At 66.8% G+C, this 24,130-nt stretch carries 17 protein-coding genes; 10 read left to right on the top strand and 7 right to left on the bottom strand.

All coding sequences use genetic code 11. The features are described from left to right. Window positions 1-159 precede the first annotated feature (159 nt). From xylG to GTP77_RS23665, 7 genes are all read right to left on the bottom strand, one after another. A complete protein-coding gene (xylG, locus tag GTP77_RS23635; protein ID WP_161074617.1) occupies window positions 160-1,683 on the bottom strand; it encodes a D-xylose ABC transporter ATP-binding protein in 1,524 nt (507 codons plus the stop codon). A gap of 16 nt (window positions 1,684-1,699) precedes the next feature. Then, complete coding sequence (gene xylF / locus GTP77_RS23640; RefSeq protein WP_371869390.1) at window positions 1,700-2,662, bottom strand: D-xylose ABC transporter substrate-binding protein; 963 nt, start codon at window positions 2,660-2,662, stop codon at window positions 1,700-1,702. Window positions 2,663-2,859: 197 nt separating this feature from the next. Next, window positions 2,860-4,632, bottom strand: coding sequence for an IlvD/Edd family dehydratase (locus GTP77_RS23645; RefSeq protein ID WP_161074618.1), 1,773 nt, complete (start codon window positions 4,630-4,632; stop codon window positions 2,860-2,862). Further along, the gene (locus GTP77_RS23650; protein ID WP_161074619.1) at window positions 4,632-5,516 is read right to left on the bottom strand and encodes an SMP-30/gluconolactonase/LRE family protein; all 885 of its coding nucleotides are present in this window, start codon (window positions 5,514-5,516) and stop codon (window positions 4,632-4,634) included. Before GTP77_RS23650 ends, GTP77_RS23645 begins: the two co-directional genes overlap by 1 nt. After that, window positions 5,513-6,280 carry a D-xylose 1-dehydrogenase gene (gene xylB, locus GTP77_RS23655; RefSeq protein WP_161074659.1) on the bottom strand — a complete coding sequence of 256 codons (768 nt, stop codon included), beginning with the start codon at window positions 6,278-6,280 and terminating at the stop codon, window positions 5,513-5,515. Before xylB ends, GTP77_RS23650 begins: the two co-directional genes overlap by 4 nt. Window positions 6,281-6,311: 31 nt before the next feature. Continuing rightward, a complete protein-coding gene (locus GTP77_RS23660) occupies window positions 6,312-7,511 on the bottom strand; it encodes a fumarylacetoacetate hydrolase family protein (protein WP_161074620.1) in 1,200 nt (399 codons plus the stop codon). Window positions 7,512-7,531: 20 nt separating this feature from the next. Continuing rightward, on the bottom strand, window positions 7,532-8,926 hold the full coding sequence (locus GTP77_RS23665) for an enolase C-terminal domain-like protein (RefSeq protein ID WP_161074621.1): 1,395 nt from the start codon (window positions 8,924-8,926) through the stop codon (window positions 7,532-7,534). A 132-nt stretch (window positions 8,927-9,058) separates the two neighbouring features. On the opposite strand from GTP77_RS23665, the gene GTP77_RS30720 reads away from it, so the two are divergent. From GTP77_RS30720 to GTP77_RS23715, 10 genes are all read left to right on the top strand, one after another. Beyond that, complete coding sequence (locus tag GTP77_RS30720; protein WP_371869387.1) at window positions 9,059-10,270, top strand: SGNH/GDSL hydrolase family protein; 1,212 nt, start codon at window positions 9,059-9,061, stop codon at window positions 10,268-10,270. A 113-nt stretch (window positions 10,271-10,383) separates the two neighbouring features. Next, window positions 10,384-13,245, top strand: coding sequence for a glycosyl hydrolase 115 family protein (locus GTP77_RS23675; protein WP_161074623.1), 2,862 nt, complete (start codon window positions 10,384-10,386; stop codon window positions 13,243-13,245). Between the two features lie 20 nt (window positions 13,246-13,265). Then, complete coding sequence (locus GTP77_RS23680) at window positions 13,266-15,452, top strand: alpha-glucuronidase family glycosyl hydrolase (protein WP_229202323.1); 2,187 nt, start codon at window positions 13,266-13,268, stop codon at window positions 15,450-15,452. A 122-nt stretch (window positions 15,453-15,574) separates the two neighbouring features. Next, window positions 15,575-16,669, top strand: coding sequence for a LacI family DNA-binding transcriptional regulator (locus tag GTP77_RS23685; protein ID WP_161074624.1), 1,095 nt, complete (start codon window positions 15,575-15,577; stop codon window positions 16,667-16,669). Window positions 16,670-16,684: 15 nt separating this feature from the next. After that, complete coding sequence (locus GTP77_RS23690) at window positions 16,685-17,263, top strand: TetR/AcrR family transcriptional regulator (protein WP_161074625.1); 579 nt, start codon at window positions 16,685-16,687, stop codon at window positions 17,261-17,263. A gap of 62 nt (window positions 17,264-17,325) precedes the next feature. Continuing rightward, complete coding sequence (locus GTP77_RS23695) at window positions 17,326-18,927, top strand: methyl-accepting chemotaxis protein (protein WP_161074626.1); 1,602 nt, start codon at window positions 17,326-17,328, stop codon at window positions 18,925-18,927. 116 nt (window positions 18,928-19,043) lie between these two features. Further along, window positions 19,044-20,009, top strand: a complete 966-nt coding sequence (locus tag GTP77_RS23700; protein WP_161074627.1) for an alpha/beta fold hydrolase — start codon at window positions 19,044-19,046, stop codon at window positions 20,007-20,009. Between the two features lie 118 nt (window positions 20,010-20,127). Further along, complete coding sequence (locus GTP77_RS23705; protein WP_161074628.1) at window positions 20,128-20,541, top strand: hypothetical protein; 414 nt, start codon at window positions 20,128-20,130, stop codon at window positions 20,539-20,541. A 120-nt stretch (window positions 20,542-20,661) separates the two neighbouring features. Beyond that, window positions 20,662-21,666, top strand: a complete 1,005-nt coding sequence (locus GTP77_RS23710) for a hypothetical protein (RefSeq protein ID WP_187358827.1) — start codon at window positions 20,662-20,664, stop codon at window positions 21,664-21,666. Between the two features lie 112 nt (window positions 21,667-21,778). Then, on the top strand, window positions 21,779-24,082 hold the full coding sequence (locus tag GTP77_RS23715; RefSeq protein ID WP_161074629.1) for a catalase: 2,304 nt from the start codon (window positions 21,779-21,781) through the stop codon (window positions 24,080-24,082). Window positions 24,083-24,130: the final 48 nt, after the last annotated feature.

A 24,130-nucleotide genomic window follows, 5' to 3' on the forward strand; every position in this document is an offset into this window, starting at 1 on the left:
TCTTGGCAGCATATTCAAGGTCGGAAAAGCTCTTTTGCATGGTCGATGGCGGACAGTGGGGGTGCCGTTATTGTCTCAGGTTGGACTGCCGCAGGGAACGGCGTCCGATGAATTAATCAGTGCTTCCTTAGCGCGCGAGCGCGTAACCCGCCATGTCCGTTACGCCTGGTCCAGCGCTGCGGCCAGCACCGTTTCCTGGCTCAGGTTATCGTTGTCGAAGTTGCCGCGCAGCTGGCCTTCGCCTATCACCAGCACGCGGTCGGAGATGCCCAGCACTTCGGCCAGTTCGGACGAGACCATGATGATGGACATGCCTTGCGCAGCGAGGTCGAACATGAGCTGGTAGATCTCGAACTTGGCGCCCACGTCCACGCCGCGCGTGGGCTCGTCCAGTATCAGTATCTTCGGCTTGGTGAGCAGCATCTTGGACAGCACGGCCTTCTGCTGGTTGCCGCCGGAGAGGCCGGTGATGGGCAGGAAGGGGCTGGCGGTCTTCAGCTTGACGCTGGCGATTTCCGCCTTGATGGTCTTCAGCTCCGCTTCCTGGTCGATGCGCGTGGCACGCGCGTACTGGCCCAGCACGGACAGGGTGATGTTCTGCCCCACGCTCAGGTCCGGCACGATGCCGTGCTGCTTGCGGTCTTCCGGCACCATGGCCAGGCCGGCCTTGATGGCTTTCTGCGGCGTGCCGGTGTCCAGCTTGCGCCCATCCAGCCACACTTCGCCTTCGTGCGCGCCGGGGTAGGCGCCGAAGATGGCCGACACCAGTTCCGTGCGGCCCGCGCCCACCAGCCCCGCAATGCCGAGAATCTCGCCCTTGCGCAGCGAGAAGGAGATGTTGTCCACGCGCTTGCGCGCCGGGTTGTCCGCGTCGTAGCAGCTGATATTGCGCGCCTCGAACACCACTTCGCCCGGCGCATGCGCGCGCTGCGGGTAGAGCTGGTTCATTTCGCGCCCCACCATCTGCGCAATGATGCGGTCCACATTCATGTCGCTCATCGGCGTGGTGGCGATGTGCTGGCCGTCGCGTATCACCACGATGGTGTCGCAGATCGCTTCCACTTCGTCGAGCTTGTGCGAGATGTAGACGCAGGTGACGCCCTCCGCCTTGAGCCGGCGGATGATATTGAGCAGCACTTCGATTTCGGACGCCGTCAGCGAGGACGAGGGTTCATCCAGTATCAGCAGCTGCGCGCGCTTGTTGAGCGCCTTGGCGATCTCGATCAGCTGCTGGTGGCCGCCGCCGTACTTCTTCACCGGCTCCACCACGTTCACGTCGTGGATGTTCAGCCAGGTCAGGATCTCGGCGGCGCGGCGGTTCATGGCCGCGTAGTCCATGCGCCCGCCGGGCAGGGTGATCTCGTTGCCGAGGAAGATATTCTCCGCCACGGACAGTTCGGGCACCAGCATCAGCTCCTGGTGGATGATGACGATGCCCGCGTCCTCCGTGTCGCGGATGGACTGGGCGCGCAGCGGCTCGCCCTTCCACAGGATTTCGCCGTCCCAGGTGCCGTGCGGGTAGACCCCGGACAGCACCTTCATCAGCGTGGACTTGCCGGCGCCGTTTTCGCCGCACAGGCCGATGCACTCACCGGCCTTCATCTTGATGTCAATACCGTTTAACGCGCGCACACCGTCGAACTGCTTGACGATGCCCCTCATCTCCAGAAGATATTCAGCCATGCCGGGTCGCCGCCTGTCAGTTGGACAGCTGGGCCTTGGTGTAGAAGCCGTCTTCCACCAGCAGGTTGACGTTGGCCTTGGTCAGCGGAATGGGCTTGAGCAGCAGCGTGTCCACCTTCTTCATGCCGTTTTCATAGCTCGAGTTGTAGGCGGGCTTCTCGTTGCGCACCAGCTGCACGGCCAGCTTGGCCGCTTCGGCCGCGATCAGCTTGAGCGGCTTGTACACCGTCATCGCTTGCGTGCCGGCGATCACGCGCTTGACGGCCGCCAGGTCGGCGTCCTGGCCGGACACCGGCACCTTGCCGCCCAGTTTCTGCGCCGTCAGCGCCTGGATGGCGCCGCCGGCGGTGCCGTCGTTGGAGGCCACGATGGCGTCGATCTTGTTGCCGTTGGCGGTCAGCGCGTTTTCCACGATGGTCATCGCTTCGGCCGCGCTCCAGTCCTTCACCCACTGCTTGCCGACGATTTTGATGTCGCCCTTGTCCACCAGCGGCTGCAGCACCTTCATCTGGCCTTCGCGCAGCATCTTGGCGTTGTTGTCGGTGGGGGCGCCGCCCAGCAGGTAGTAGTTGCCCTTCGGTTTCAGCGCTACCACGCCCTGCGCCTGCAGCTCGCCGACCTTGGCGTTGTCGAAGGAGATGTAGGCGTCGATATCGGCGTTGAGTATCAGGCGGTCGTAGGAGAGCACTTTGATCTTCGCCTTCTTCGCTTCGCGGATGGCGTTGTTCAGCACCGTGGCGTTGTAGGGGACGATGACCAGCACGTCCACGCCGCGCGAGATCAGGTTCTCGATCTGGGCGATCTGGCGCTGCTCGCTGGCGTCGGCGGACTGGACGAACACCTTGGCGCCCAGCTTTTCGGCTTCGGCGTTGAAGAAGTCGCGGTCGCGGGTCCAGCGCTCCACGCGCAGATCGTCGATCGAGAAGCCGATTTTCGGATTCTTGGCGTCGGCGTGCGCGAAGCAGCTGGACAGGGCCATGACTGCGCCCGCAATTGCCGCTAGTGCTTTCAGTTTGGTGTTCATCATTGGTCTCCTAAGGTATATTTTTTTATGCGTCTTGGCGGGTTACGCGGGCGATGCCCGCTAACCCGCCCTACGTTTAATTTGCCACATCGGTACATCCGTGCTGCGTAGGGCGGGTTAGCGCCGCCAGGCGCGTAACCCGCCAGAGCCGCCTAGTGGTTATGGCGCGGCATGTTGTCCGCTACGCCGCGATACTTTACCGCCAATTCCATGCAAGCTCCGTCGTGCATCTGGCCCACGGTGGAACGGTAGATCTCCTGCCACGGCGTCTGGCTGGCAGGCACCGCCGGAATGCCTTCGGCTTTGCGGGCCGCCAGCACTTCTTCGGTGATCAGCATATCGCAGCTGCCGGTGTTCAGGTCGATGCGGATGGTGTCTCCGGTACGCACATAGGCCAGGCCGCCGCCCACGGCGCTTTCCGGCGACGCGTTCAGGATGGACGGGCTGTCCGAGGTGCCGGACTGGCGGCCATCGCCCAGCGTCGGCAGGTTCAGGATGCCGCGCTTGATCAGCGCATCCGGCGGTTGCATGTTCACCACCTCGGCCGAACCGGGCCAGCCCACCGGGCCTGCGCCGCGTATCACCAGGATGCAGTTCTCGTCGATGTTCAGCGAGGGATCGTTGATGCGGTTGTGGTAGTCGGTGGAGCCGTCGAACACCACGGCGCGGCACTCGAACACGTTCTCCGAGCCGGCGCGTTCCAGGTAGCGGGCGCGGAAGTCCGGCGAGATCACGCAGGTCTTCATGATGGCGAAGTCGAACAGATTGCCCTTCAGGACGAAGAAGCCGGCCTTGGTTTTCAGCGGCTGGTCGTAAGGGGTGATCATTTCGCGGTCGTTCGATTCGCGGCCCTGCAGGTTTTCCGCCATGGTCTTGCCGGTGACGGTGGCGCGCTTGGAGCGCAGCTTGCCCTGCTGTTCCAGCTCCCACATGATGGCGGGCACGCCGCCGGCGCGGTGGAAGCGCTCGCCGAGGTATTTGCCGGAAGGCTGCATGTTCAGCAGCAGCGGCACGTCGTGGCCGTATTCCATCCAGTCCGATTCGCGCAGCTCCACGCCGGCGTGGCGCGCCATCGCGACGATGTGCTGCTGGGCGTTGGTGGAACCGCCGATGGCGGCGTTGACCACGATGGCGTCCAGGAAGGCTTCGCGTGACAGGATGCTGGACGGGCGGATGTCCTGCTTGGCCATCTCCACGATGCGGCGGCCGGTTTCATAGGCCATCTGGCCGCGTTCGCGGTAGGGCGCCGGAATGGCGGAGCAGCCGGTCAGCGACATGCCCAGCGCTTCGGCGATGGCGTTCATGGTCGACGCGGTGCCCATGGTGTTGCAGTGGCCAGCCGACGGCGCGGATGCGGCGCCGATCTGCAGGAACTTCTCGTTGTCGATTTCACCTGCGGCCAGGCGGCGGCGCGCTTTCCAGATGGCCGAGCCGGAGCCTACCAGCTCGCCGTCCAGCCAGCCGTCCAGCATCGGGCCGCCGGACAGTACGATGGAAGGAATGTCCACCGTGGCGGCGGCCATGATCTGCGCGGGCGTGGTCTTGTCGCAGCCGGTGGTCAGCACCACGGCGTCGATAGGGTAGCCGTGCAGGATCTCCACCAGGCCCATATAGGCCAGGTTGCGGTCGATGGCGGCGGTGGGGCGGCGGCAGTTTTCAAAAATCGGGTGCAGCGGGAATTCCATGGCGATGCCGCCCGCGTCGCGGATGCCGTCGCGCACGCGCTTGGCCAGCTCCAGGTGGATGCGGTTGCACGGGCTGATGTCGCTGCCCGACTGCGCGATGCCGATGATAGGGCGGCCGCTGCGCAGTTCTTCCGGCGTGATGCCGTAGTTCATAAAGCGCTCGAGGTAGAGCGCGGTCATGTCGATATGGTCCGGATTGTCGAACCAGTCTTGCGAGCGGTAGCGGCGGTTCTGAGTCATTACAGGCTTCCTTTGTATTTATGTTGCTGCTGTCCCGGGGTCTCCACACGGAACGAGAATACACCGCCGGCTTGCGGATGGGCGGCGCGCGCCTCGTCCGTCATGCCTTTCCAGGCGGTGGAGGCGAAAACGGTGCGCAGGTCCGCGCCGCCGAATGCCACCTTGGTGATGTTGGGGCAGGGGAAGGCGACGGTCGCTACGACCTTTCCTTCCGGGGAATAGCGGTCCACGCGGGCGCCGCCGAACATGGCGACCCACACGCAGCCTTCCGAGTCCACCACCGAGCCGTCCGGGTGGCCGGGTTCGGTCGTGCGCACGAACTCGCGCTTGTTGGACAGCGTGCCGTCCGGCGCCGCGTCGTAGGCGTACACCACTTTGCCCAGCGTGTCGGTATGGTAGAAGGTGCGGCCGTCCGGGCTGTGGCACGGGCCGTTGGTGATGACGATGCCGCTGCCTTTCTGCTGCAGCGCGCCGTCCGGGGACAGGCGGTACAGCGCGCCGGTGGGCGCGCTTTCGCCGTTGTCCATGGAGCCGAACCACAGGGCGCCCTGGCTGTCCACGTAGCCGTCGTTCAGGCGGTTGCCGGGGATGTCGGCTTCGAGTTCAAGCAGCGGCGTGAATGCGCCCGTTTCAGGCGAGAAGCGCAGCAGCTTGCCGGGCAGGCCGCACACCAGTCCTCCGCCTTCCATCGGCAGGGCGAAGCCGATTTCGGCCGGCATGTCCCAGCTTTGGCGCGCGCTGCCGTCTTCGGCGCAGCGGTGCAGGCGCCGGCCCTTGATGTCCACCAGGTACAGCGCCGCTTCGGCGGCGTGCCAGAACGGACCTTCGCCGAGCTTGGCGCCCAGCTCCCAGATGCATTGCGGGCCTTGGGCGGAAATGCTCATGCGCCGTACCAGCCCGCGTCGACGAAGTAGTCGCGGCCCGAGCAGCGGCCGGCGTTGTCGGAGGCCAGGAACAGGGCCAGCGCGGCCACGTCCTCGGTCTCCACGCGCTCGTGCAGGCACTGCGCGTTCAGGATGGCTGCCTCGTCTTCCGCCGAGTGCCACAGCGCCATCTGGCGCGGGGTTTTCACCGAGCCGGGGATGATGGTGTTGACGCGGATGCCGTCCGGGCCCAGGTCGCGGGCCAGGCCGCGCGTCAGGCCTTCGATGGCGGCCTTGGCCGTCATGTACAGCGACAGCTGCGGCAGCGCGAGGTGCCAGGAGATGGAGCCGAAGTTCAGGATCACGCCGCCGCCCTTGGCCTTCATTCCGGGCGCCACCGCCTGCGCGCAGAAGAACTGGTGGCGCAGGTTGACGGCCAGGCTGTCGTCCCAGTACTTGGCGGTGACGTCCTGCACCTGGTGGCGGTGGTCGTTGGCCGCGTTATTGAGCAGCACGTCCACTTTGCCGAAATCGATCTGGATGGCGGCGAAGGCGTTGCCCAGCGCGTCCAGGTCGGTCAGGTCGCAGCGCATGAAGCGCGGCGGGCGCGGGCAGCCGGCCAGGGCCTGCTCCAGTTCGCGCGAGGCTTCCTCGGCGATGTCCAGGAACACCACTTGCGCTCCCTGCTTGGCGAAGGCGTCCACCATGGCCGCGCCGATGCCGGTGCCGCCGCCGGTGATGACCACCAGCTTTTCGGCCAGGTCGTGGTAGGTGGCGTAGACCATGGGTTTGCGTTCAGTTTGCTGCGCCGCCATCTTAATTGGCTCCATTCGAGTTGTTCAGCAGGCCACGGCCCGCCAGGTTTTTGTAAAGGGCGCGAACGCCGAAAGTCCAGGGGGTGATCTCGTTGCTGCGGAATACGTGGTTGACCAGCGAGCCCAGTGCCGGGCTGGTGACGGTCACGCGGTCGCCCATGTGGTGGGTGAAACCGGCGCCGGCTTCGCCACGGTCCTTGATCGGCGAGAACATGGTGCCCAGGAAGAGCATGAAGCCGTCCGGATACTGGTGGTGGGCGCCGCAGGTTTGCGACACCAGGTCCAGCGGGTCGCGGCTGATCTCGCGCATGAAGCTGGCGCCGTCCAGGCGGAAGCCGTCGTCCTTGCCTTCGATGACCATGCGTACTTCCGCGTTGCGCACGGTGTCGATGGTGAAGTCGCCGTCGAACAGGCGGATGAAGGGGCCGATCGAGCAGGAGCCGTTGTTGTCCTTGGCTTTGCCCAGCAGCAGCGCGCTGCGGCCTTCGATGTCGCGCAGGTTCACGTCGTTGCCCAGCGTGGCGCCGACCACTTCGCGGCGGCTGTTGACGGCCAGGACGATTTCCGGTTCCGGATTGTTCCACTTCGATTCAGGGTGCAGGCCGACGTCCGCGCCAAAGCCGACTGCGGACATGGGCTGCGACTTGGAGAACACCTCGGCGTATGGGCCGATGCCCACTTCCATGTATTGCGACCAGGCGCCGCGCGCGATGAACTGCTGCTTCAGCTTCTCCGCTTCCGGCGAGCCGGGCTTGATGCTGGAGAGGTCGGCGCCTATGGTGTCGAGCAGGGAGGCGCGCAGCGCGTCGGCGCGCGACTTGTCGCCGCCGGCCTGTTCTTCGATCACGCGTTCCAGCAGGCTCACGGCGAAGGTCACGCCGCAGGCTTTCAGCGCCTGCAGGTCGCTCGGGGCCAGCAGCTGCGGCACTTCCGCGTCCGGGTTTACGGCCAGCGCGCTGTCCAGCAGGCGCTGCACGGGGCCGAGCGATTCGCCCTGCACGGTGCGCGCGAAGGCTGCCACGTCGCTGCGTTCAAACAGTTCGGACACGGTGGGCGCATGCGCCGTGATGTCGAACACCTCGCCGTTGCGCACCACGACCACGCAAGGGCCGTTGATGGCGCCGCCGCGCCATACGCGGCCGATCAGCAGGGCGCCGGCCAGGTCGGCAGGCAGGGGCTGGGTAATTTGTGCAAATGCCATGTCTCTATCCTTTAGTTGTTTTAGTTGCGGCCCAGGCTGGGCAGCTTGGGCGAATAGGTCCAGCCGGGAACCAAATAGCGCATGGCCATGGCGTCGTCGCGCGCGCCGGTGGCCACTTTGTTGTACAGCGCATTGGCGGCCATGATGCGGTCCATGTCCGGCGTGATGCCCAGGCCAGGCGCCTGCGGCACCTGCACTTCGCCGCCCACGATCTGCAGCGGGTCGCGCGTCAGGCGCTCCTGGCCTTCCTGCCAGATCCAGTGCGTGTCGATGGCGGTGATGCGGCCCGGCGCGGCGGCTGCGGCATGGGTGAACATGGCCAGCGAGACGTCGAAGTGGTTGTTCGAATGCGAACCCCAGGTCAGGCCCCAGTCGTGGCACAGCTGCGCCAGGCGCACGGAACCCTGCATGGTCCAGAAGTGCGGGTCGGCCAGCGGAATGTCGACGGCGCCCAGCAGGTGCGAGTGGGCCATCTGGCGCCAGTCGGTGGCGATCATATTGGTGGCGGTCTGGATGCCGGTGGCGCGGCGGAATTCAGCCATGATCTCGCGGCCGGAATAGCCGTTCTCGGGGCCGCAAGGGTCTTCCGCGTAAGCCAGGATGTGGCCCTGGCCTTTGCACAGCGCGATGGATTCGTCCAGCGACCAGGCGCCGTTCGGGTCCAGCGTCACGCGCGAATCGGGGAAGCGCTTCTTGATGGCGCGGATGGCTTCCATTTCCTCGGCGCCGTGCATCACGCCGCCTTTCAGCTTGAAGTCGCGGAAGCCGTATTTTTCCACCGTGGCCGCTGCCTGGTCGGCAATGGCTTCCGGCGTCATCGCCTCCTGGTGGCGCATGTGGTACCAGCTATGCTCAGGGCCGGTGCTTTCCAGGTAGGCCAGGTCGGTGCGGCGGCGGTCGCCGATGTAGAACAGGTAAGCCAGCATGGGCACGCTGTCGCGCTGCTGGCCGGCGCCCAGCAGTTCGCACACCGGCACGCCGAGGTGCTGGCCCATCAGGTCCAGCAGCGCCGCTTCGATGGCGGTCACCACGTTTTCCAGGCGCAGGTTGATTTCGTGCGGCTGCTTCAGCACCGCCGCTTCGGCGGCGGAGGTGACTTGGTGCTGATGGCCGCCGCCTTTGCCGGCGATGGACACCCGGACCGCGTTCAGCGTGCGGTTGAAGCGCCCGATCTCGGTGCCCACCACCAGCGGGACGGCTTTTTCCAGCGCCTGCAGGATGCCCGCGCCGCCCGGAACTTCGCCCATGCCGGTGTTGCCGGCGCTGTCTTTCAGCAGCACCAGCGTGCGGATGAAGTAGGGCGCGTGGGCGCCGCACAGGTTGAGCAGCATGCTGTCATGGCCCGCTACCGGGATGACCTGCATTTCAATTACCTTGGGGCTGCCTGAGCTAATTTGATTTGTTGCGTGTACCATCGCTTTGTCCTAAAATGAATAGCGCTACCATAACCTAAGTGTGAGGGATTTATGCGGTCAAGTCAACACAAGTTGTACGGCTGGTTTTCCGGCCTGTTGTTTGCAGCCGGTGCATTTGCAGCGGTTGCCGAAGTGGCAGCAAAAGACAAGGCGGATCCCGCCACGGAGGCGCACTGGGTGGCTTCCTGGGGCACGGCCGTGATGGTTCCCGAGGGCGGCAATGAACTGGCCGCCGAACACTGGCGCGAGGGCAGCCTGCGCCAGATCGTGCATCTTTCGCTGGGCGGCAGCAAGCTGCGCGTCCGCATCAGCAACACTTTTGGCGCCACGCCGCTGGTGCTGGAAGGCGCGGCGGTGGCGCTGGCCAAGGGGCCGGGCAAGCCGGATGTGGAAGGCGGCACCTCGCGCTCCCTCACCTTCAATGGCCGCAATAGCGTATTGATACCGTCGGGCGGCGAATACTATAGCGACCCGGTCGCGCTTGACCTCAAGCCCGGCGCCGACCTGGCCATTTCCATGTATTTCAAGGGCGAACCTGCGCGCCAGACCGGCCATCCCGGCTCGCGCGCCAACAGCTTCGTCATCAAGGGCAACCGCGTGGTGGAGGCCGAATGGCCGGGCGCCACCAAGGTGGAACGCTGGTACGCGCTGGCGGACGTGGAAGTCCAGGCCCCGCGCAGCGTCGGCGCGGTGGTCGCCATCGGCGACTCCATCACCGACGGCCACGGCGCCACCACGGACGGCAACGACCGCTGGCCGGACCTGCTGGCGGCCCGCTTCGCCCGCGAAGGGCAGAGCATGGGCGTGGTCAACGCCGGCATAGGCGGCGGCCGCATGCTGCGCGACGGCCTGGGACCGAATATGGTGTCCCGTTTCGACCGCGACGTGATTTCCCGCAGCGGCGTCACCCACGCCATCGTCATGATAGGCGTGAACGACCTGGGCGGGCAGCACCGCAACGGCGACGACACGCCGGAAGCGCGCAAAAAGCTGCTGGACGACCTGATGACGGCGCACCGCCAGCTGGTGGAGCGCGCGCATGCGCAGGGCGTCTGCGTCATCGGCGGCACCATCTCGCCGTATATGGGCTCGGACTACTACCGTCCCAATGTGGACAACGAAGCCGACCGCGTGGCGCTGAACAACTGGATACGCAGCTCCGGCGTGTTCGACGGCGTGGCCGACTTCGACGCCGCCCTGCGCGACCCGGCCCAGCCATCGCGCCTGCTGAAAGAACGCGACAAGGGCGACGGCCTGCACCCCTCGCCAGCCGGCTTCCGCGCCATGGCCGACAGCGTGCCGCTGAACGCCCTGCGCCAGTGCGCGTTTCGCAAGGCGTCTTAACACCGTAGGGCGGGTTAGGCGCGCAGCGCCGTAACCCGCCGTGCAGGCGTCCATACGGCCATAGCAAGATAATAAAATACAGGCTTTTTGAGAGCCGCTCGGAGACAAAACGAATGAAATTCATCACCAGGGCCGCCTGCGCTGTCCTCATGCTGGCCTGCGCCTTGCCCGCGTTTGCGCTGGGACAAAAACCCTTTGTAGCCTTCGAGCGCACGGACGCCAACGCCGTGGGGCTGCTGCATGACGGCGGCGTGGCCAAACTGTATGTGGATTCCGCCGACCACACCGGCGTGCTGCGCGCCGCCGCCGACCTGCAAAGCGACATCAAGCGCGTGGGCGGCACGCTGCCCGAGCTGGTCAAAAGCTCCTCCGCAGCGGGCGCCGACGTGGTCATCATCGGCACCGTCGGCAAGAGCGCGCTGATCGACAAGCTGGTTCGCTCCGGCGCGCTGGACGTTTCCGCCATCAAGGGCAAGTGGGAAGCCTGGCAGGTGCAGACCCTGAAGAACCCCATGCCCGGCGTGGAGCGCGCGCTGGTGATCGCCGGCAGCGACAAGCGCGGCACCATCTACGGCATTTACGAAGTCTCCGAGCAGATAGGCGTATCGCCCTGGTACTGGTGGGCGGACGTGCCGCCCAAGCAGCGCCAGGCCATCTACGCCAGCGCCCCCGCGCGCGTGAACGACGCCCCCGCAGTGCAGTACCGAGGCATCTTCCTGAACGACGAAGCGCCCGCGCTCACAGGCTGGGCCAAGCAGCAATACGGCGGCTACAACCACAAGTTCTACGAAAAAGTGTTCGAGCTGCTGCTGCGCCTGCGCGGCAACTACCTGTGGCCCGCCATGTGGGACGCCGCCTTCTTCGACGACGACAAGCTCAATGGCGTGCGCGCCGAGGAGTACGGCGTGGTCATCGGCACCTCGCACCACGAGCCCATGATGCGCGCCCACAAGGAATGGGACCGCTACGGCAAGGGCGCCTGGGACTACAGCAAGAACGAAACGGTGCTGAAGGACTTCTGGCGCGGCGGCCTGCGCGCCTCCAAGGGCACGGAAAAAATCGTCACGCTGGGCATGCGCGGCGACGGCGACGAGCCGATGTCGGAGCAATCCAACGTGGCGCTGCTGGAGCGCATCGTGAAGGACCAGCGCGAAATCATCGCGCAGCAGATCAATCCGGACATGAGCAAGGTTCCGCAGGTATGGGCGCTGTACAAGGAAGTGCAGGAGTACTACGAGAAGGGCATGCGCGTGCCGGACGACGTGCTGCTGCTGTGGTGCGACGACAACTGGGCCAACATCCGCCGCCTGCCCACGCCGGAAGAGCGCAAGCGTTCCGGCGGCGCTGGCGTGTACTACCACTTCGACTACGTGGGCGGTCCGCGCTCCTACAAATGGCTGAACGTGACGCCGATACCGAAGATCTGGGAGCAGATGCGCCTGGCCTGGGAATACGACGCCAAGCGCATGTGGATCGTCAACGTGGGCGACCTGAAGCCGATGGAAGTGCCGATCGAATTCTTCCTCAGCTACGCCTGGAACCCATCCGCCTGGCCCGCCGAGCGCCTGCCGGACTACCTGAAGCTGTGGGCTGCGCGCGAGTTCAGCCCGGAGTACGCGGACGACATCGCCGACATCGTGGCCAAGTACACCAAGTACAACGGCCGCCGCAAGCCGGAGCAGCTGGAGCCGGGCACTTACAGCCAGGTGAACTACAACGAGGCCGCGCGCATCACGGCGGAGTACAAGGACCTGGCGGCGCGCGCCAACAAGATCGACGCCGCCCTGCCGTCCGAGCAGCGCGACGCCTTCTTCCAGCTGGTGCAGTACCCTGTGAACGCGGGCGCGGTGGTGAATGAGATGTACACGCTCGCCGCGCAGAACCAGCTGTACGCCAGGCAGGGGCGCGCTTTCACCAACGACCTGGCCGAACGCGTGCGCGGCCTGTTCAAGCAGGACGCGGAACTGGCGCGCCAGTACATGGAAGACGTTAGCGACGGCAAGTGGAACCACATGATGTCGCAGACCCACCTGGGCTACACCTACTGGAACCAGCCTCCCCGCAACGTGATGCCGGCGGTGTCGGAACTGCAGCTGCCCAAGGCCGGCGACCTGGGCGTGGCGGTGGAGGGCAGCGAGTTCGCCTGGCCGGGCCAGAACGGGGACAAGCTCACGCTGCCCGCACTGGAAGCCGGCAACAAGCAGACGCGCTGGCTGGAGGTGTTCAATCGCGGCCAGCTGGCGTTCAACTACACCGTTACCGCCAGCGATCCCTGGATAGTGCTGAGCACTCCGGGTGGCCGCGTGGTGCGCGAGAAGCGCATCACGGTGGACGTGCGCTGGGCGGACGTTCCGCCCGGCGTGACCGAGGCCACGCTGACGGTGGAAGGCGCGGGCAGCAAAACCCGCGTCAAGGTGCCGCTGCGCCGCGCGGTGCAGGCGGCGTCCGGCAGCTATGTTGAATCGCAGGGCGTGGTCTCCATCGAAGCCGAGCATTATGCGAACGCGGTGGCCAAGGAAGGCTGGCAATGGCTGCGCATTCCTGACCATGGCCGCACCCTGTCCGCCATGACGACGCTGCCCGCCAGCGCCGCGCTGTCGCTGCCCGGCGCGGCCGAAGGCATGCGCCTGGAATACAAGGTGCACCTGCTCACGCCCGGCGAAGTCACGCTGCATACCACGCTGGCGCCCACGCTGAAGTTCCAGCCGGGCGAAGGCTTCCGCTACGCCGTGTCCTTCGACGGCGAAGCGCCGCAAGTGGTGAACGTGCATGCCGACGCCTCGCAGCGCTTCTGGGAGCGCGCCGTGTCGGACGGCGCGGTCGTCTTCAAGACCAAACACAAACTGGCCGCAGGCGCCCACACGCTCAAGTTCTGGGCGGTGGACCCCGCGCTGGTGCTGCAAAAACTGGTAATCGACGCAGGCGGCCTGAAACCAAGCTATCTCGGCCCGCAAGAAAGCCCGAAAGCCCCGTAAAACCACGTAACGGAGACAAGATGAAGACAATGTTCAAGGCGCTCATGCCTTTGCTTGCGCTGCTGCTGGCCATGCCGGCCCACGCCGTGCAGGGCGCCACGGAGGACGGCTACGACCTCTGGCTGCGCTACCGACCGATGGACAAGGCGGCGCGCGTGCAAGTGCGCGCGGCCGCGTCGTCCATCGTCGCCTTCGGTCCCGCCGCGCCGGCCGGTTCCGCGCCGGCCTCGCCGGTGCAAGCCGCCGTCGCCGAGCTGCAGCGCGGCCTGGGCGGCCTGCTGGGCAAGGAGCCGCCGCTGGCCGCGTCCGTGCAGGACGGCGCCGTGGTGCTGGCCACGCCCGCGTCCATGCCCGCGCTGTCCGGCATGGACCTGAAACTGGAAACGCTGGGCCGGGAAGGCTATCTGCTGCGCAGCACGCGCCTGCAGGGCCACAAGGTCACGCTGGTCGCCGCCAACAGCGACATCGGCCTGCTGTACGGTTCCTACGCCCTGCTGCGCAAGATCGGCATTGGCGCCGAAGGCCTGGCGGCGCTGGACGAGCGCTCCGCTCCCAAGCTGCAGCTGCGCGTGCTGAACCACTGGGACAACCTGGACCGCACCGTGGAGCGCGGCTACGCGGGCGAGTCCATCTGGAACTGGTGGGCGCTGCCGGAAGTGCGCGACCGCCGCTACGTGGACTACGCGCGCGCCAACGCCTCGCTGGGCATCAACGGCACGGTGCTCAACAACGTCAACTCCAAGCCGGACATCCTGACCGCGCCGTGGATCGCCAAGGCCGCCGCCGTGGCGGACTCGCTGCGCCCCTACGGCATCAAGGTCTACCTGTCCGCGCGCTTCTCCACGCCGCTGGAGCTGGGCGCCACCAAGACCGCCGACCCGCTGGACCCCGCCGTCGCCGCCTGGTGGAAAGCCAAGGCCGATGAGATCTACAAATCCATTCCCGACTTCGGCGGCTTCCTCGTCAAAGCCAACTCCGAGGGCCAGCCCGGCCCGCAGGACTACCACCGCAGCCACGCCGACGGCGCCAATATGCTGGCCAAGGCCGTGGCGCCGCACAAGGGCGTGGTGATGTGGCGCGCCTTCGTCTACGCGCATGAAAAGCCGGATGACCGCGCCAAGCAGGCCTACAGCGAATTCAAGCCGCTGGACGGCACCTTCGACGCCAATGTGCTGGTGCAGGTGAAGAACGGCGCCATCGACTTCCAGCCGCGCGAACCGGCCCACCCGCTGTTCGGCGCCATGCCGAACACGCCGCTGATGATGGAATTCCAGATCACCAAGGAATACCTGGGCTACGCCACCCACCTGGCCTACCTCGGCACCATGTACCAGGAAACGCTGGGCACCGATATGCACACCGGCGCCGGCACCGTGGCGCAGATCCTGGAGGCGGGCGCGCAGGGCTCCAAGCTCACCGGCATCGCCGGCGTGGCCAATATCGGCAGCGAGCGCAATTGGAGCGGCTCGCACTTCGACCAGGCCAACTGGTACGCCTTCGGCCGCCTGGCCTGGAACCCGCAGGCGGACGCCCGCGCGCTGGCGCGCGAATGGGCCGCGCAGACCTTCTCGGCCGCACCCGCCGCCGTGGCGCAGGTGACGGACATGATGATGATGTCGCGCGAGGCCGTGGTGAACTACATGACGCCGCTCGGCCTGCACCACCTGATGGGCACCGGCCACCACCACGGCCCCGCGCCGTGGGTGGCCAACCTGGAGCGCCCGGACTGGAACCCCGTCTACTACCACCGCGCGGACAAGGGCGGCATCGGCTTCGACCGTACCGCCACCGGCAGCAACGCCGTGGCGCAGTACGCGCCGGGCCTGGCGCGCCAGTACGCCGACCCGCGCAGCACGCCGGAAACCATGCTGCTGTGGTTCCACCATCTGCCGTGGGACTACAAGATGGCGTCCGGCCGCAAGCTGTGGGAAGAGTTGTTGGTTCGATACGACAGCGGCGTGGCGCAAGTGGACGACATGCGCCAGCGCTGGGCGCGTTTGAAACCGCTGATCGACGCGCGCCGCCATGAGGACGTGGCTGTGCTGCTGGACAAGCAGTACCAGGAAGCGGTGTGGTGGCGCGACGCCAGCATTGCCTACTTCCAGTCGGTATCGGGCTTGGCGCTGCCGGCCGGCGTGAAGGCGCCGGGCATGCCGCTCGATTACTACAAGTCGCTGAAATTCCCCTACGCCCCCGGACGCGGCTAGCGGGCGGCGGTCCGGCCAAATGATTGCGGTAACATAAATGTGACCGTTTGTTATATGGCCGGACAGTTTTAACACTGCCGCTTGTGGTAAAGTCCACTTTTTAACACAGGTTTTTTGAGCAGATGGCAAGAACTAAGGCGAAAGCAGCCGCGGGAGCGGAGTCCCGCTCCGGCGTCCCCACCATGTCCGACGTGGCGAAACTTGCCGGCGTGTCGCCGATGACGGTGTCGCGCGTGATGAACGGCGACACCAAGGTACGGCAGAGCACCCGCCGCAAGGTGGACGAGGCCGTGGCCGCGCTCAACTATGTGCCCAACCAGGCCGCCCGGCGCCTCGCCGGCTCGCGGCCCATCCGCATTGGCTTCCTGTACAGCAACCCGAGCGCAGGCTACCTGAGCGAATTCCTGGTCGGCCTGCTGAACCAGGCCAGCTTGAACAATGTGCAGCTGGTAGTGGAGAAGTGCGAAGCGGGCGAGCACTGGAAAGAGCAGACCCAGCGCCTGATCGACAACGGCGTGGACGGCATCATCCTGCCGCCGCCGCTGTGCGACATGCCGGGCCTGATCGACATGATCGCGCAGTCCTCGCTGCCGGCCGTCACCGTGGCCTGCGGCCAGCCGGACCCGCGCGTGTGCGCCGTCAGCATCGACGACTACCAGGCCGCCTACGCCATGACCTCGCACCTGATCACGCTGGGCCACCAGCGCATCGGCTTCGTCATCGGCCATCCGAACCAGACCGCCAGCGCGCGCCGCCTGGCCGGCTTCAAGGCCGCCATTGCCGACCGCAGCGCGCAGGACGCGCCCGAGCTGACCGTGCAGGGCATGTTCACCTACCGTTCCGGCCTGGACGCGGCCGAGCTGCTGCTGGGCCTGGAGCAGCGCCCCACGGCGGTCTTCGCCAGCAACGACGATATGGCGGCGGCCACCGTGGCCATCGCGCACCGCCTCGGCCTGGACGTGCCGGGCGACCTGACCGTGGCCGGCTTCGATGACACGGCGCTGGCCACCACCATCTGGCCCGAGCTGACCACCGTGCGCCAGCCGATCACCGGCATGGCGGAAGCGGCGGTGCAGTACCTGGTGCGCCAGATCCGCGCGCTGCGCGACGGCGCGCCGGAAGCGCCCGAGCATGTGCTGATGGACTTTTCGCTGATACGCCGCCAGTCCGACGCGGCGCCGCGCATGCGCCCGCCGATCAAGCTGGCGCCCAAGTAAGGCAGGAAGCCAGGCATGGCCCGCACCAAGGCATTTGAACCGCAGAAGGCGCTGGACGCGGCGCTGGAGGTCTTCTGGACGCTGGGCTACGACAACGCCTCGCTGGAGGTGCTGCTGGCCGCCATGGGCATCGCCAAGCAAAGCCTGTACGACACCTTCGGCGACAAGCGTTCGCTGTTCATGCTGGCCATGCAGCAGTACCGCCGCAACACCATCACGTCCATGCAGCGCATGCTGGCGACCGCGCCCACGGTGCGCGAGGGCTTCGCCGCGCTGCTGCACGGCCTGGCCGCCGAGACGCGCGAGCAGCACGAACGCGGCTGCCTGCTGCTGAGCGCCAACCTGCAGCGCAACCTGGACGACGAGGCGGTGGCGAGTTTTCTGCAAGAAAATAACGATGAAGTAGAATCGGTTTTCTGCGCCGCCCTGCGGCAGGCGCAGCAGCGCGGCGAGTTGCGCGCCGAGGCGGATCCGCAGGCGCTGGCGCGTTTTCTCATCGTCAGCGTGCAAGGCATGCGCGCCATGGCGCGCTTGAAGTCCGACCGCGCCGCGTTGGCGCAGGTTGCCGATCTGGCGCTGGCTGCGCTCCATTAAAGCCAGGGCATATTTTTTTATCAATTCCGGACTGCTTGGTCTGGATATAAGCTGGAGGAGCTATGCTGAACAACCTGAACATCGGTAAACGCCTGCTGCTGGGCTTTGCCGTGCTGTTGCTGTGCGCGTTGATAGCGGTGGGGGTGGGCGTGCAGCGCCTGCAGGCGGTGGCCCAGGCCAGCGCCACCTTGCTGGACGAGCCGCTGGCCACCGAACGCATGGTGAGCGACTGGTACCGCATCATCTACGCCGGCATCCGCCGCAACCTGGCCATCGCCAAGGCCAGCGACGCGGCCATGGCGCAGTTCTTTGCGGCCGAGGTGGCCGAGTCCACGCGCGAATCGGTGGAGCTGCAAAAGCGCATCGAGCCGCAGATGAAGTCCCCGCGCGAGCTGGCGCTGTGGCAGGAGCTGGCGGCGGTGCGCAAGGACTACGTGGGCGTGCGCGACCAGGCCATCGCCCTGAAGAAGGAGGGCAAGGCGGAGGAGGTGGCGCAGCTGGTGGACCAGCGCTTCATTCCGCTGGCGCGCGTGTACGGCGAGAAGATCAAGGAGCTGCAGAACGAGCAGCGCGCAACCATCAACCGCATGGCGGCCGAGATCCAGCAGGTGTACCGCACCAGCCGCGTGCTGCTGGTGGTGCTGGCCGTGCTGATGGTGCTGTTCGTGGCGGTGTGCGCCTGGCTGCTGACCAATTCCATTACGCGGCCGCTGGCGCAGGCGGTGCAGGTGGCGCGGCGCGTGGCGGCGGGCGATCTGACGGCCGACATCGGCGCCGGCTCGGGCGACGAGACCGGCCAGCTGCTGGACGCCCTGCGCGACATGAACGGCAAGCTGTCCGGCCTGGTTGCGGGCGTGCGCTCGGCCACCGACCAGATGGCCACCGCCTCGCAGCAGATCGCGGCGGGCAATGCGGACCTGTCCAGCCGCACCGAAAGCCAGGCCAGCGCGCTGGAGCAGACCGCCAGTTCGATGGAGGAGCTGACCGGCACCGTGCGCCGCAACGCCAGCCATGCGCAGCAGGCCAATGCGCTGGTGGTCTCGGCCAGCGGCGTGGCCGAGCAGGGCGGCGCCGTGGTGGGCCGCGTGGTGCAGACCATGGACGGCATCCGCGACAGCTCGCGCAAGATAGCCGACATTATCGGCGTCATCGACGGCATCGCCTTCCAGACCAATATCCTGGCGCTGAACGCTGCGGTGGAGGCGGCGCGCGCGGGCGAGCAGGGGCGCGGCTTTGCCGTGGTGGCGAGCGAGGTGCGCAACCTGGCCCAGCGCAGCGCCACGGCCGCGCGCGAGATCAAGGCGCTCATCGCGGGCTCGGTGGAGCAGGTGGAGCTGGGCGGCAAGCTGGTGGACCAGGCCGGCGCCACCATGCAGGAGATCGTGCGCAGCGTGCGCGGCGTGGCCGACATCATGCAGGACATCACCCAGGCCAGCCAGGCGCAAAGCGACGGCATAGGACAGGTCAATATCGCCGTCACTGAAATGGACGGCATGACGCAGCAGAATGCGGCACTGGTGGAGCAGGCGGCGGCAGCGGCCGCCAGCATGGTGCAGCAGGCGGGGGCCCTAGCGCAGGCGGTCAGCGTATTCAAATTGGGGGAGGCGGAAGGGCGCGTAGCGGTGCATCCTGCAATGCGGCGGCGCTTGGCTGTCAATTCATAATTTGTGAATGATGTCTTAGTATTCGTTGGATTGATGGTGGGCTTTTTGAATTATATAGTGTGTCCATGGCAGTGCAGCCAAGCGGCTGCGCCCAACAACCTAAACAGGAGCATGACATGAGTATCGTAGCCAGCAACGTATCGAAACACATTCGCCGTACCGTTCTGCGCGGCGCCGCCGCCCTTAGCCTGGCCGCAGCCGTCGGCAGCGCGTTCGCCGCCGCCCCCGCTCCCGCCGCCGCGGCAGCGCCGGCCGGCTTCACCAGCAAGATCGCCGCCGTGAACGGCACCAAGATCCACTACCTGGTGGGCGGCAAAGGCACGCCGGTGGTGCTGCTGCACGGCTACACCCAGACTGGCCATATGTGGAAACCCATCATGGGCGAACTGGCCAAGACCCACACCGTCATCGTGCCCGACATGCGCGGCGTGGGCGGCTCCGAGAAAGCGGCGGACGGCTACCTGAAAACCAATATGGCCAAGGACATCCATGAGCTGGTGGGCACCATCAGCAAGGAGCCGGCCACCGTGGTGGGCCACGACATCGGCCTGATGGTCGCTTACGCCTACGCCGCGCAGTATCCGGCCGACGTGAACAAAGTGGCGCTGATGGACGCCTTCCTGCCCGGCATCGGCAACTGGACCAATATGTTCCTGCTGCGCGACCTGTGGCACTTCCACTTCTTCGGCGAGACGCCGGAGAAACTGGTGGCCGGCCGCGAGCGCACCTACTTCGAGCACTTCTGGAACGACTTCGCCGCCGACAAGACCAAGTCCATCAAGGAAGCGGACCGCAAGCTGTACGCCGCGGCCTATGCCCAGCCGGGCGGCGTGCGCGCCGGTTTCCAGTACTTCAAGACCTTCCCGCAGGACGCCGAGCAGTTTGCGGAACTGGGCAAGACCAAGCTGAAAATGCCGATGCTGGTGCTGGCCGGTGAAAAGTCGGGCGGCGAGTTCCTGATCAACCAGGGCAAGCTGGTGGCCGACAAGGTGGACGGCCGCATCATCAAGGGCTCGGGCCACTGGATCATGGAAGAGGCGCCTGAGCAGACCATTCCAGCGCTGCTGGGCTTTATCCAGTAATCACTGGCCATGTAAGCAGCTTTCCCCGATGTTTGTTAGGTGCCGCACGGTGTGCGGCGCCTGATGGGTCTATTGTTACTCAGGCAATGAGGCCCATCAACAACATCGAGGAATCATCATGGAAAACAGCACCGATAAACAAAGCAGCACCACGCGCGACACCATCACCCAATTCGGCCGCGATTCCCGCGCCGACCTCCACGGCGCCATCGACCGCACCGCTGAAAAAGTCCAGCCCACCACCGACCGCCTGGCCAGCACCGTGCACGCCACGGTCGACAAGATGGCGGAAAAAGTGCCGCCCGCCGCCGACCGCCTGGCCGGCGCAGCCCATACCGCAGTTGACCGCGTCGCCGACACCGCCACCCAGGTCAGCGAGCAGGCCGCCACCACCGCCAAGCAGCTCGGCGATGCCTACACCCGCTTCGCCGAGTCCGGCCGCAACTATGTGCGTACCAGCCCCGCCACGTCGGTGCTGATCGCGCTGGCGGCGGGCTATGGCCTGTCCAAGCTGCTGGGCAGCCGCCGCTAAGGCCACAGCGCCCCGCTGTACCGGCATTGCCGCCGGCGCTGCACGGACATTCCGCGCCGCGCCGGGCGGCTTGCCGCGCCGCAGGCGCGGCGTTCCGTATCATCTCCCGAGGAGTATCCTATGCAAACCTCTATACCCGTCCATGGTCCAGCCGGCGCGGCGCAGGCAAGCGGCATCGCCGTCATCCCCGCTGCGGAAACCACCGCCTCCGGCGTCTCCTGGGGCGCTGTCGCAGCCGGCGCGCTGGCTGCGGCCGCACTCTCCTTCATCCTGCTGATACTGGGCGTGGGCCTTGGCCTGTCCGCCGTGTCTCCCTGGTCCTATAACGACGCGCCCATCGGCAAGGCCACCATCATCTGGGCCGCCTTCATGCAGCTTGCTTCAGCGGGCGTGGGCGGCTACCTTGCGGGCAGGCTGCGCGTGAAGTGGGCCAACGTCCACGGCGACGAAGTCTATTTCCGCGACACCGCACACGGCCTGCTGGCCTGGGCCCTGGCCACCCTGCTGACCGTCGCGCTGATGGCCGGCGCCGTGCGCGCGGCCTTGAGCGGCGCCATTGACGCCGGGGCAGGAGCTGCCACCGCCATCGGCGCCACCGCCGCCGCCGGCGCGGGCGCAGGCCTGGCGAAAGGCGCCGCCCAGCCTGCCCTGCCTGCGCTGCCGGGCGCGAATTCGTCCGCAAACCCTGCCATGAATCCTGCCGCCTACTACACCGACATGCTGTTGCGCACCGACGCGCCGCTGGCGGAGACCGACAACGGCGCCCTGCGCGCCGAGGTCGGCCGCATCCTGGTGCAGCAGCCCGGCAACGGCCCGTCCATGGCCGTGGACGACCGCCAGTACCTGGCGCGCCTGGTCGCCAAGCGCACCGGCGTGGAGCAGGCCGAAGCCGAGCGCCGCGTGGACGACGTCCATGCCCGCATGGTGAAAGCCCGCACCGACGCTGAAGCCGCCGCCAAAAACGCCGCCGAGCAGGCCCGCAAGGCAGGCGCGCAGTCCGCGCTATGGATGTTCGTGGCCCTGCTGCTGGGCGCCTTCATCGCCAGCCTGGCCGCCACCTTCGGCGGCAAGCTGCGCGACGCCGGCTCCGCCGCCCCTGCATTCGCTGCGGCGCCGCGCCGCTGACCCGCAAGCCAACTACAAGGAGACTGCCATGCGCTCGATTCTGCTTTGGATGCTCGGCATACCGCTGCCCATCATCATCCTGCTCGCCCTGTTCCGTTAAATCAGAGGACCTATGACCACCAGCAAAAAAGGCCAGCCAGCCAGCGCTGCCGATCTGGCCGCAGGCATCGCCTACAACAGCAACAAGCCCGCCGAACACGGCGAAGCCGCGCGCACGCCGCCCGAAGGCGTGCATGTGGCGGCGGGCGCGCCGGCGGCCACCGCCGGCACCGCGTCCGAAACGCAAAGCTCCGCCAAAGTGGGCAGCGGCGCGCCGCCGCTGGGCGTCAATCCCAACGACGGCAACCTGGACCGCGTACGCAGCGACGCGGGCGGCCAGCGCCTGACCACCAACCAGGGCGTGCCGGTGGGCGACAACCAGAACTCGCTCAAAGCCCATCTGCGCGGCCCCACGCTGATGGAAGACTTCATCCTGCGCGAGAAGATCACCCACTTCGACCATGAACGCATCCCCGAGCGCATCGTGCACGCGCGCGGTTCGGCGGCGCACGGCTACTTCGAGGCCTACCAGGACCTGGGCGGCATCACGCGCGCCGCGCCGTTCGCGCAGGCGGGCAAGCGCACGCCGGTGTTCGTGCGCTTTTCCACCGTGGCCGGCGAGCGCGGCTCGTCCGACACCGCGCGCGACGTGCGCGGCTTCGCCGTCAAGTTCTACACCGACGAAGGCAACTGGGACCTGGTGGGCAACAACATGCCCGTGTTCTTCATCCAGGACGCGATGAAGTTCCCGGACCTGGTGCATTCGGTCAAACCCGAGCCGCACCACGGCATGCCGCAGGCGGCCAGCGCGCACGACACCTTCTGGGACTTCACCTCGCTGATGCCGGAATCGATGCATATGCTGATGTGGACCATGTCGGACCGCGCCATCCCGCGCAGCTACCGCATGATGCAGGGCTTCGGCGTGCACACCTACCGCCTGGTGAACGCGGACGGCGCGAGCGTGTTCTGCAAATTCCACTGGCAGCCCGTGGCCGGCACGCATTCGCTGGTGTGGGAGGAGTCCAACAAGATCATGGGCGCCGACCCGGACTTCCACCGGCGCGACCTGTGGGAAGCCATCGAGGCGGGCGCTTATCCGCAGTGGGAGCTGGGGCTGCAGGTGTTCACCGAGGAGGAGGCCGAGGCCTTCCCCTTCGACGTGCTGGACGCCACCAAGCTGGTGCCGGAAGAACTGGTGCCGGTGCAGCTTGTCGGCCGCATGACGCTGAACCGCAATCCGGACAACTTCTTCGCCGAGACCGAGCAGGTGGCCTTTTGCACCGCGCATGTGGTGCCCGGCATCGACTTCAGCAACGACCCGCTGCTGCAAGGGCGCATCCACTCTTATGTGGACACGCAGATCAGCCGCCTGGGCGGCCCCAACTTCCACGAGCTGCCGATCAACGCGCCGGTGTGCCCGGTGCACAACAACCAGCGCGACGGCATGCACCGCCAGACCGTCAATCGCGGCAGGGTGTCGTACGAGCCGAACTCGCTGGGCGGCGGCTGTCCTTTCCAGGCCGGCGCGGCCGGCTTCACCAGCTTGCGCGAGCAGGCGGTGACCGAGGACAAGGTGCGCGGCAAGCCCGAGCTGTTTGCGGACCACTACTCGCAGGCGCGCCTGTTCTGGATCAGCCAGAGCCCGGCCGAGCAGGCCCATATCGTGGGCGGCTTCCGCTTTGAACTGAGCAAGGTGCAAGTGCCCGCCATCCGCGAGCGCATGCTGTCCATGCTGGCCAATGTGGACGCCACGCTGGCGCACGGCGTGGCGTCCGGCCTGGGTATACCGGTGCCGCCGCCGCAGCCGCTGGCCACCGCGCTGCCGCTGCCGCAGTATGCGCCGTCGCCCGCCTTGTCGCTGCTGGCGCGGCCGGGCGGGCAGGGCGTCAAGACGCGCCAGGTCGCCATCCTGATCGCGCCCGGCGTGGACGGCGACGGCGTGGAGGCCATCCGCGCCGCGCTGCTGGCCGACGGCGCCGTGCCGCACCTGTTGGCTGGCACGCTGAACCCGGTGCGCACGGCGGGCGGCGCCATGCTGGCGGTCGAGAAGACGCTGGAGAATGCGCCGCCGGTGCTGTTCGACGCGGTGGCCGTGCCGGACGGCGCCGACGCCGCCGAACAGCTCTCGCGCGACGCGCTGGCGCTGGACTTCGTGCGCCAGCAGTACCGCCACTGCAAGCCGCTGCTGGCGGTGGGCGCAGGCACCGCGCTGCTGGGCAAGGCCGGCATTCCGCCGCTGCTGCCGGACGGCTCGCCCGACCCATCGCTGATCGGCACCGACCCGTCCGACCTGGCCGACGCGCTGGCCGCGTTCAAGACGGCGCTGGCCGGCCACCGGGCGTTCCAGCGCGAGACGGATCCTCCTTTGGTATGAGGGGTGTGGGCGGTGCGCTAAAATCCGTCAACGGACATCGCCGTAGTG

The sequence above is a fragment of the Pseudoduganella aquatica genome, from assembly GCF_009857595.1.
Taxonomy (GTDB): Bacteria; Pseudomonadota; Gammaproteobacteria; order Burkholderiales; family Burkholderiaceae_D; genus Rugamonas; species Rugamonas aquatica_A.

What these genes read in the sequence shown, in the direction of transcription:
- xylG (WP_161074617.1), bottom strand. Translation starts at nt 1,683, where the DNA reads ATGGCTGAATATCTTCTGGAGATGAGGGGCATCGTCAAGCAGTTCGAC.
- xylF (WP_371869390.1), bottom strand. Translation starts at nt 2,662, where the DNA reads ATGGCCCTGTCCAGCTGCTTCGCGCACGCCGACGCCAAGAATCCGAAA.
- GTP77_RS23645 (WP_161074618.1), bottom strand. Translation starts at nt 4,632, where the DNA reads ATGACTCAGAACCGCCGCTACCGCTCGCAAGACTGGTTCGACAATCCG.
- GTP77_RS23650 (WP_161074619.1), bottom strand. Translation starts at nt 5,516, where the DNA reads ATGAGCATTTCCGCCCAAGGCCCGCAATGCATCTGGGAGCTGGGCGCC.
- xylB (WP_161074659.1), bottom strand. Translation starts at nt 6,280, where the DNA reads ATGGTCTACGCCACCTACCACGACCTGGCCGAAAAGCTGGTGGTCATC.
- GTP77_RS23660 (WP_161074620.1), bottom strand. Translation starts at nt 7,511, where the DNA reads ATGGCATTTGCACAAATTACCCAGCCCCTGCCTGCCGACCTGGCCGGC.
- GTP77_RS23665 (WP_161074621.1), bottom strand. Translation starts at nt 8,926, where the DNA reads ATGGTACACGCAACAAATCAAATTAGCTCAGGCAGCCCCAAGGTAATT.
- GTP77_RS23675 (WP_161074623.1), top strand. Translation starts at nt 10,384, where the DNA reads ATGAAATTCATCACCAGGGCCGCCTGCGCTGTCCTCATGCTGGCCTGC.
- GTP77_RS23680 (WP_229202323.1), top strand. Translation starts at nt 13,266, where the DNA reads ATGAAGACAATGTTCAAGGCGCTCATGCCTTTGCTTGCGCTGCTGCTG.
- GTP77_RS23685 (WP_161074624.1), top strand. Translation starts at nt 15,575, where the DNA reads ATGGCAAGAACTAAGGCGAAAGCAGCCGCGGGAGCGGAGTCCCGCTCC.
- GTP77_RS23690 (WP_161074625.1), top strand. Translation starts at nt 16,685, where the DNA reads ATGGCCCGCACCAAGGCATTTGAACCGCAGAAGGCGCTGGACGCGGCG.
- GTP77_RS23695 (WP_161074626.1), top strand. Translation starts at nt 17,326, where the DNA reads ATGCTGAACAACCTGAACATCGGTAAACGCCTGCTGCTGGGCTTTGCC.
- GTP77_RS23700 (WP_161074627.1), top strand. Translation starts at nt 19,044, where the DNA reads ATGAGTATCGTAGCCAGCAACGTATCGAAACACATTCGCCGTACCGTT.
- GTP77_RS23705 (WP_161074628.1), top strand. Translation starts at nt 20,128, where the DNA reads ATGGAAAACAGCACCGATAAACAAAGCAGCACCACGCGCGACACCATC.
- GTP77_RS23710 (WP_187358827.1), top strand. Translation starts at nt 20,662, where the DNA reads ATGCAAACCTCTATACCCGTCCATGGTCCAGCCGGCGCGGCGCAGGCA.
- GTP77_RS23715 (WP_161074629.1), top strand. Translation starts at nt 21,779, where the DNA reads ATGACCACCAGCAAAAAAGGCCAGCCAGCCAGCGCTGCCGATCTGGCC.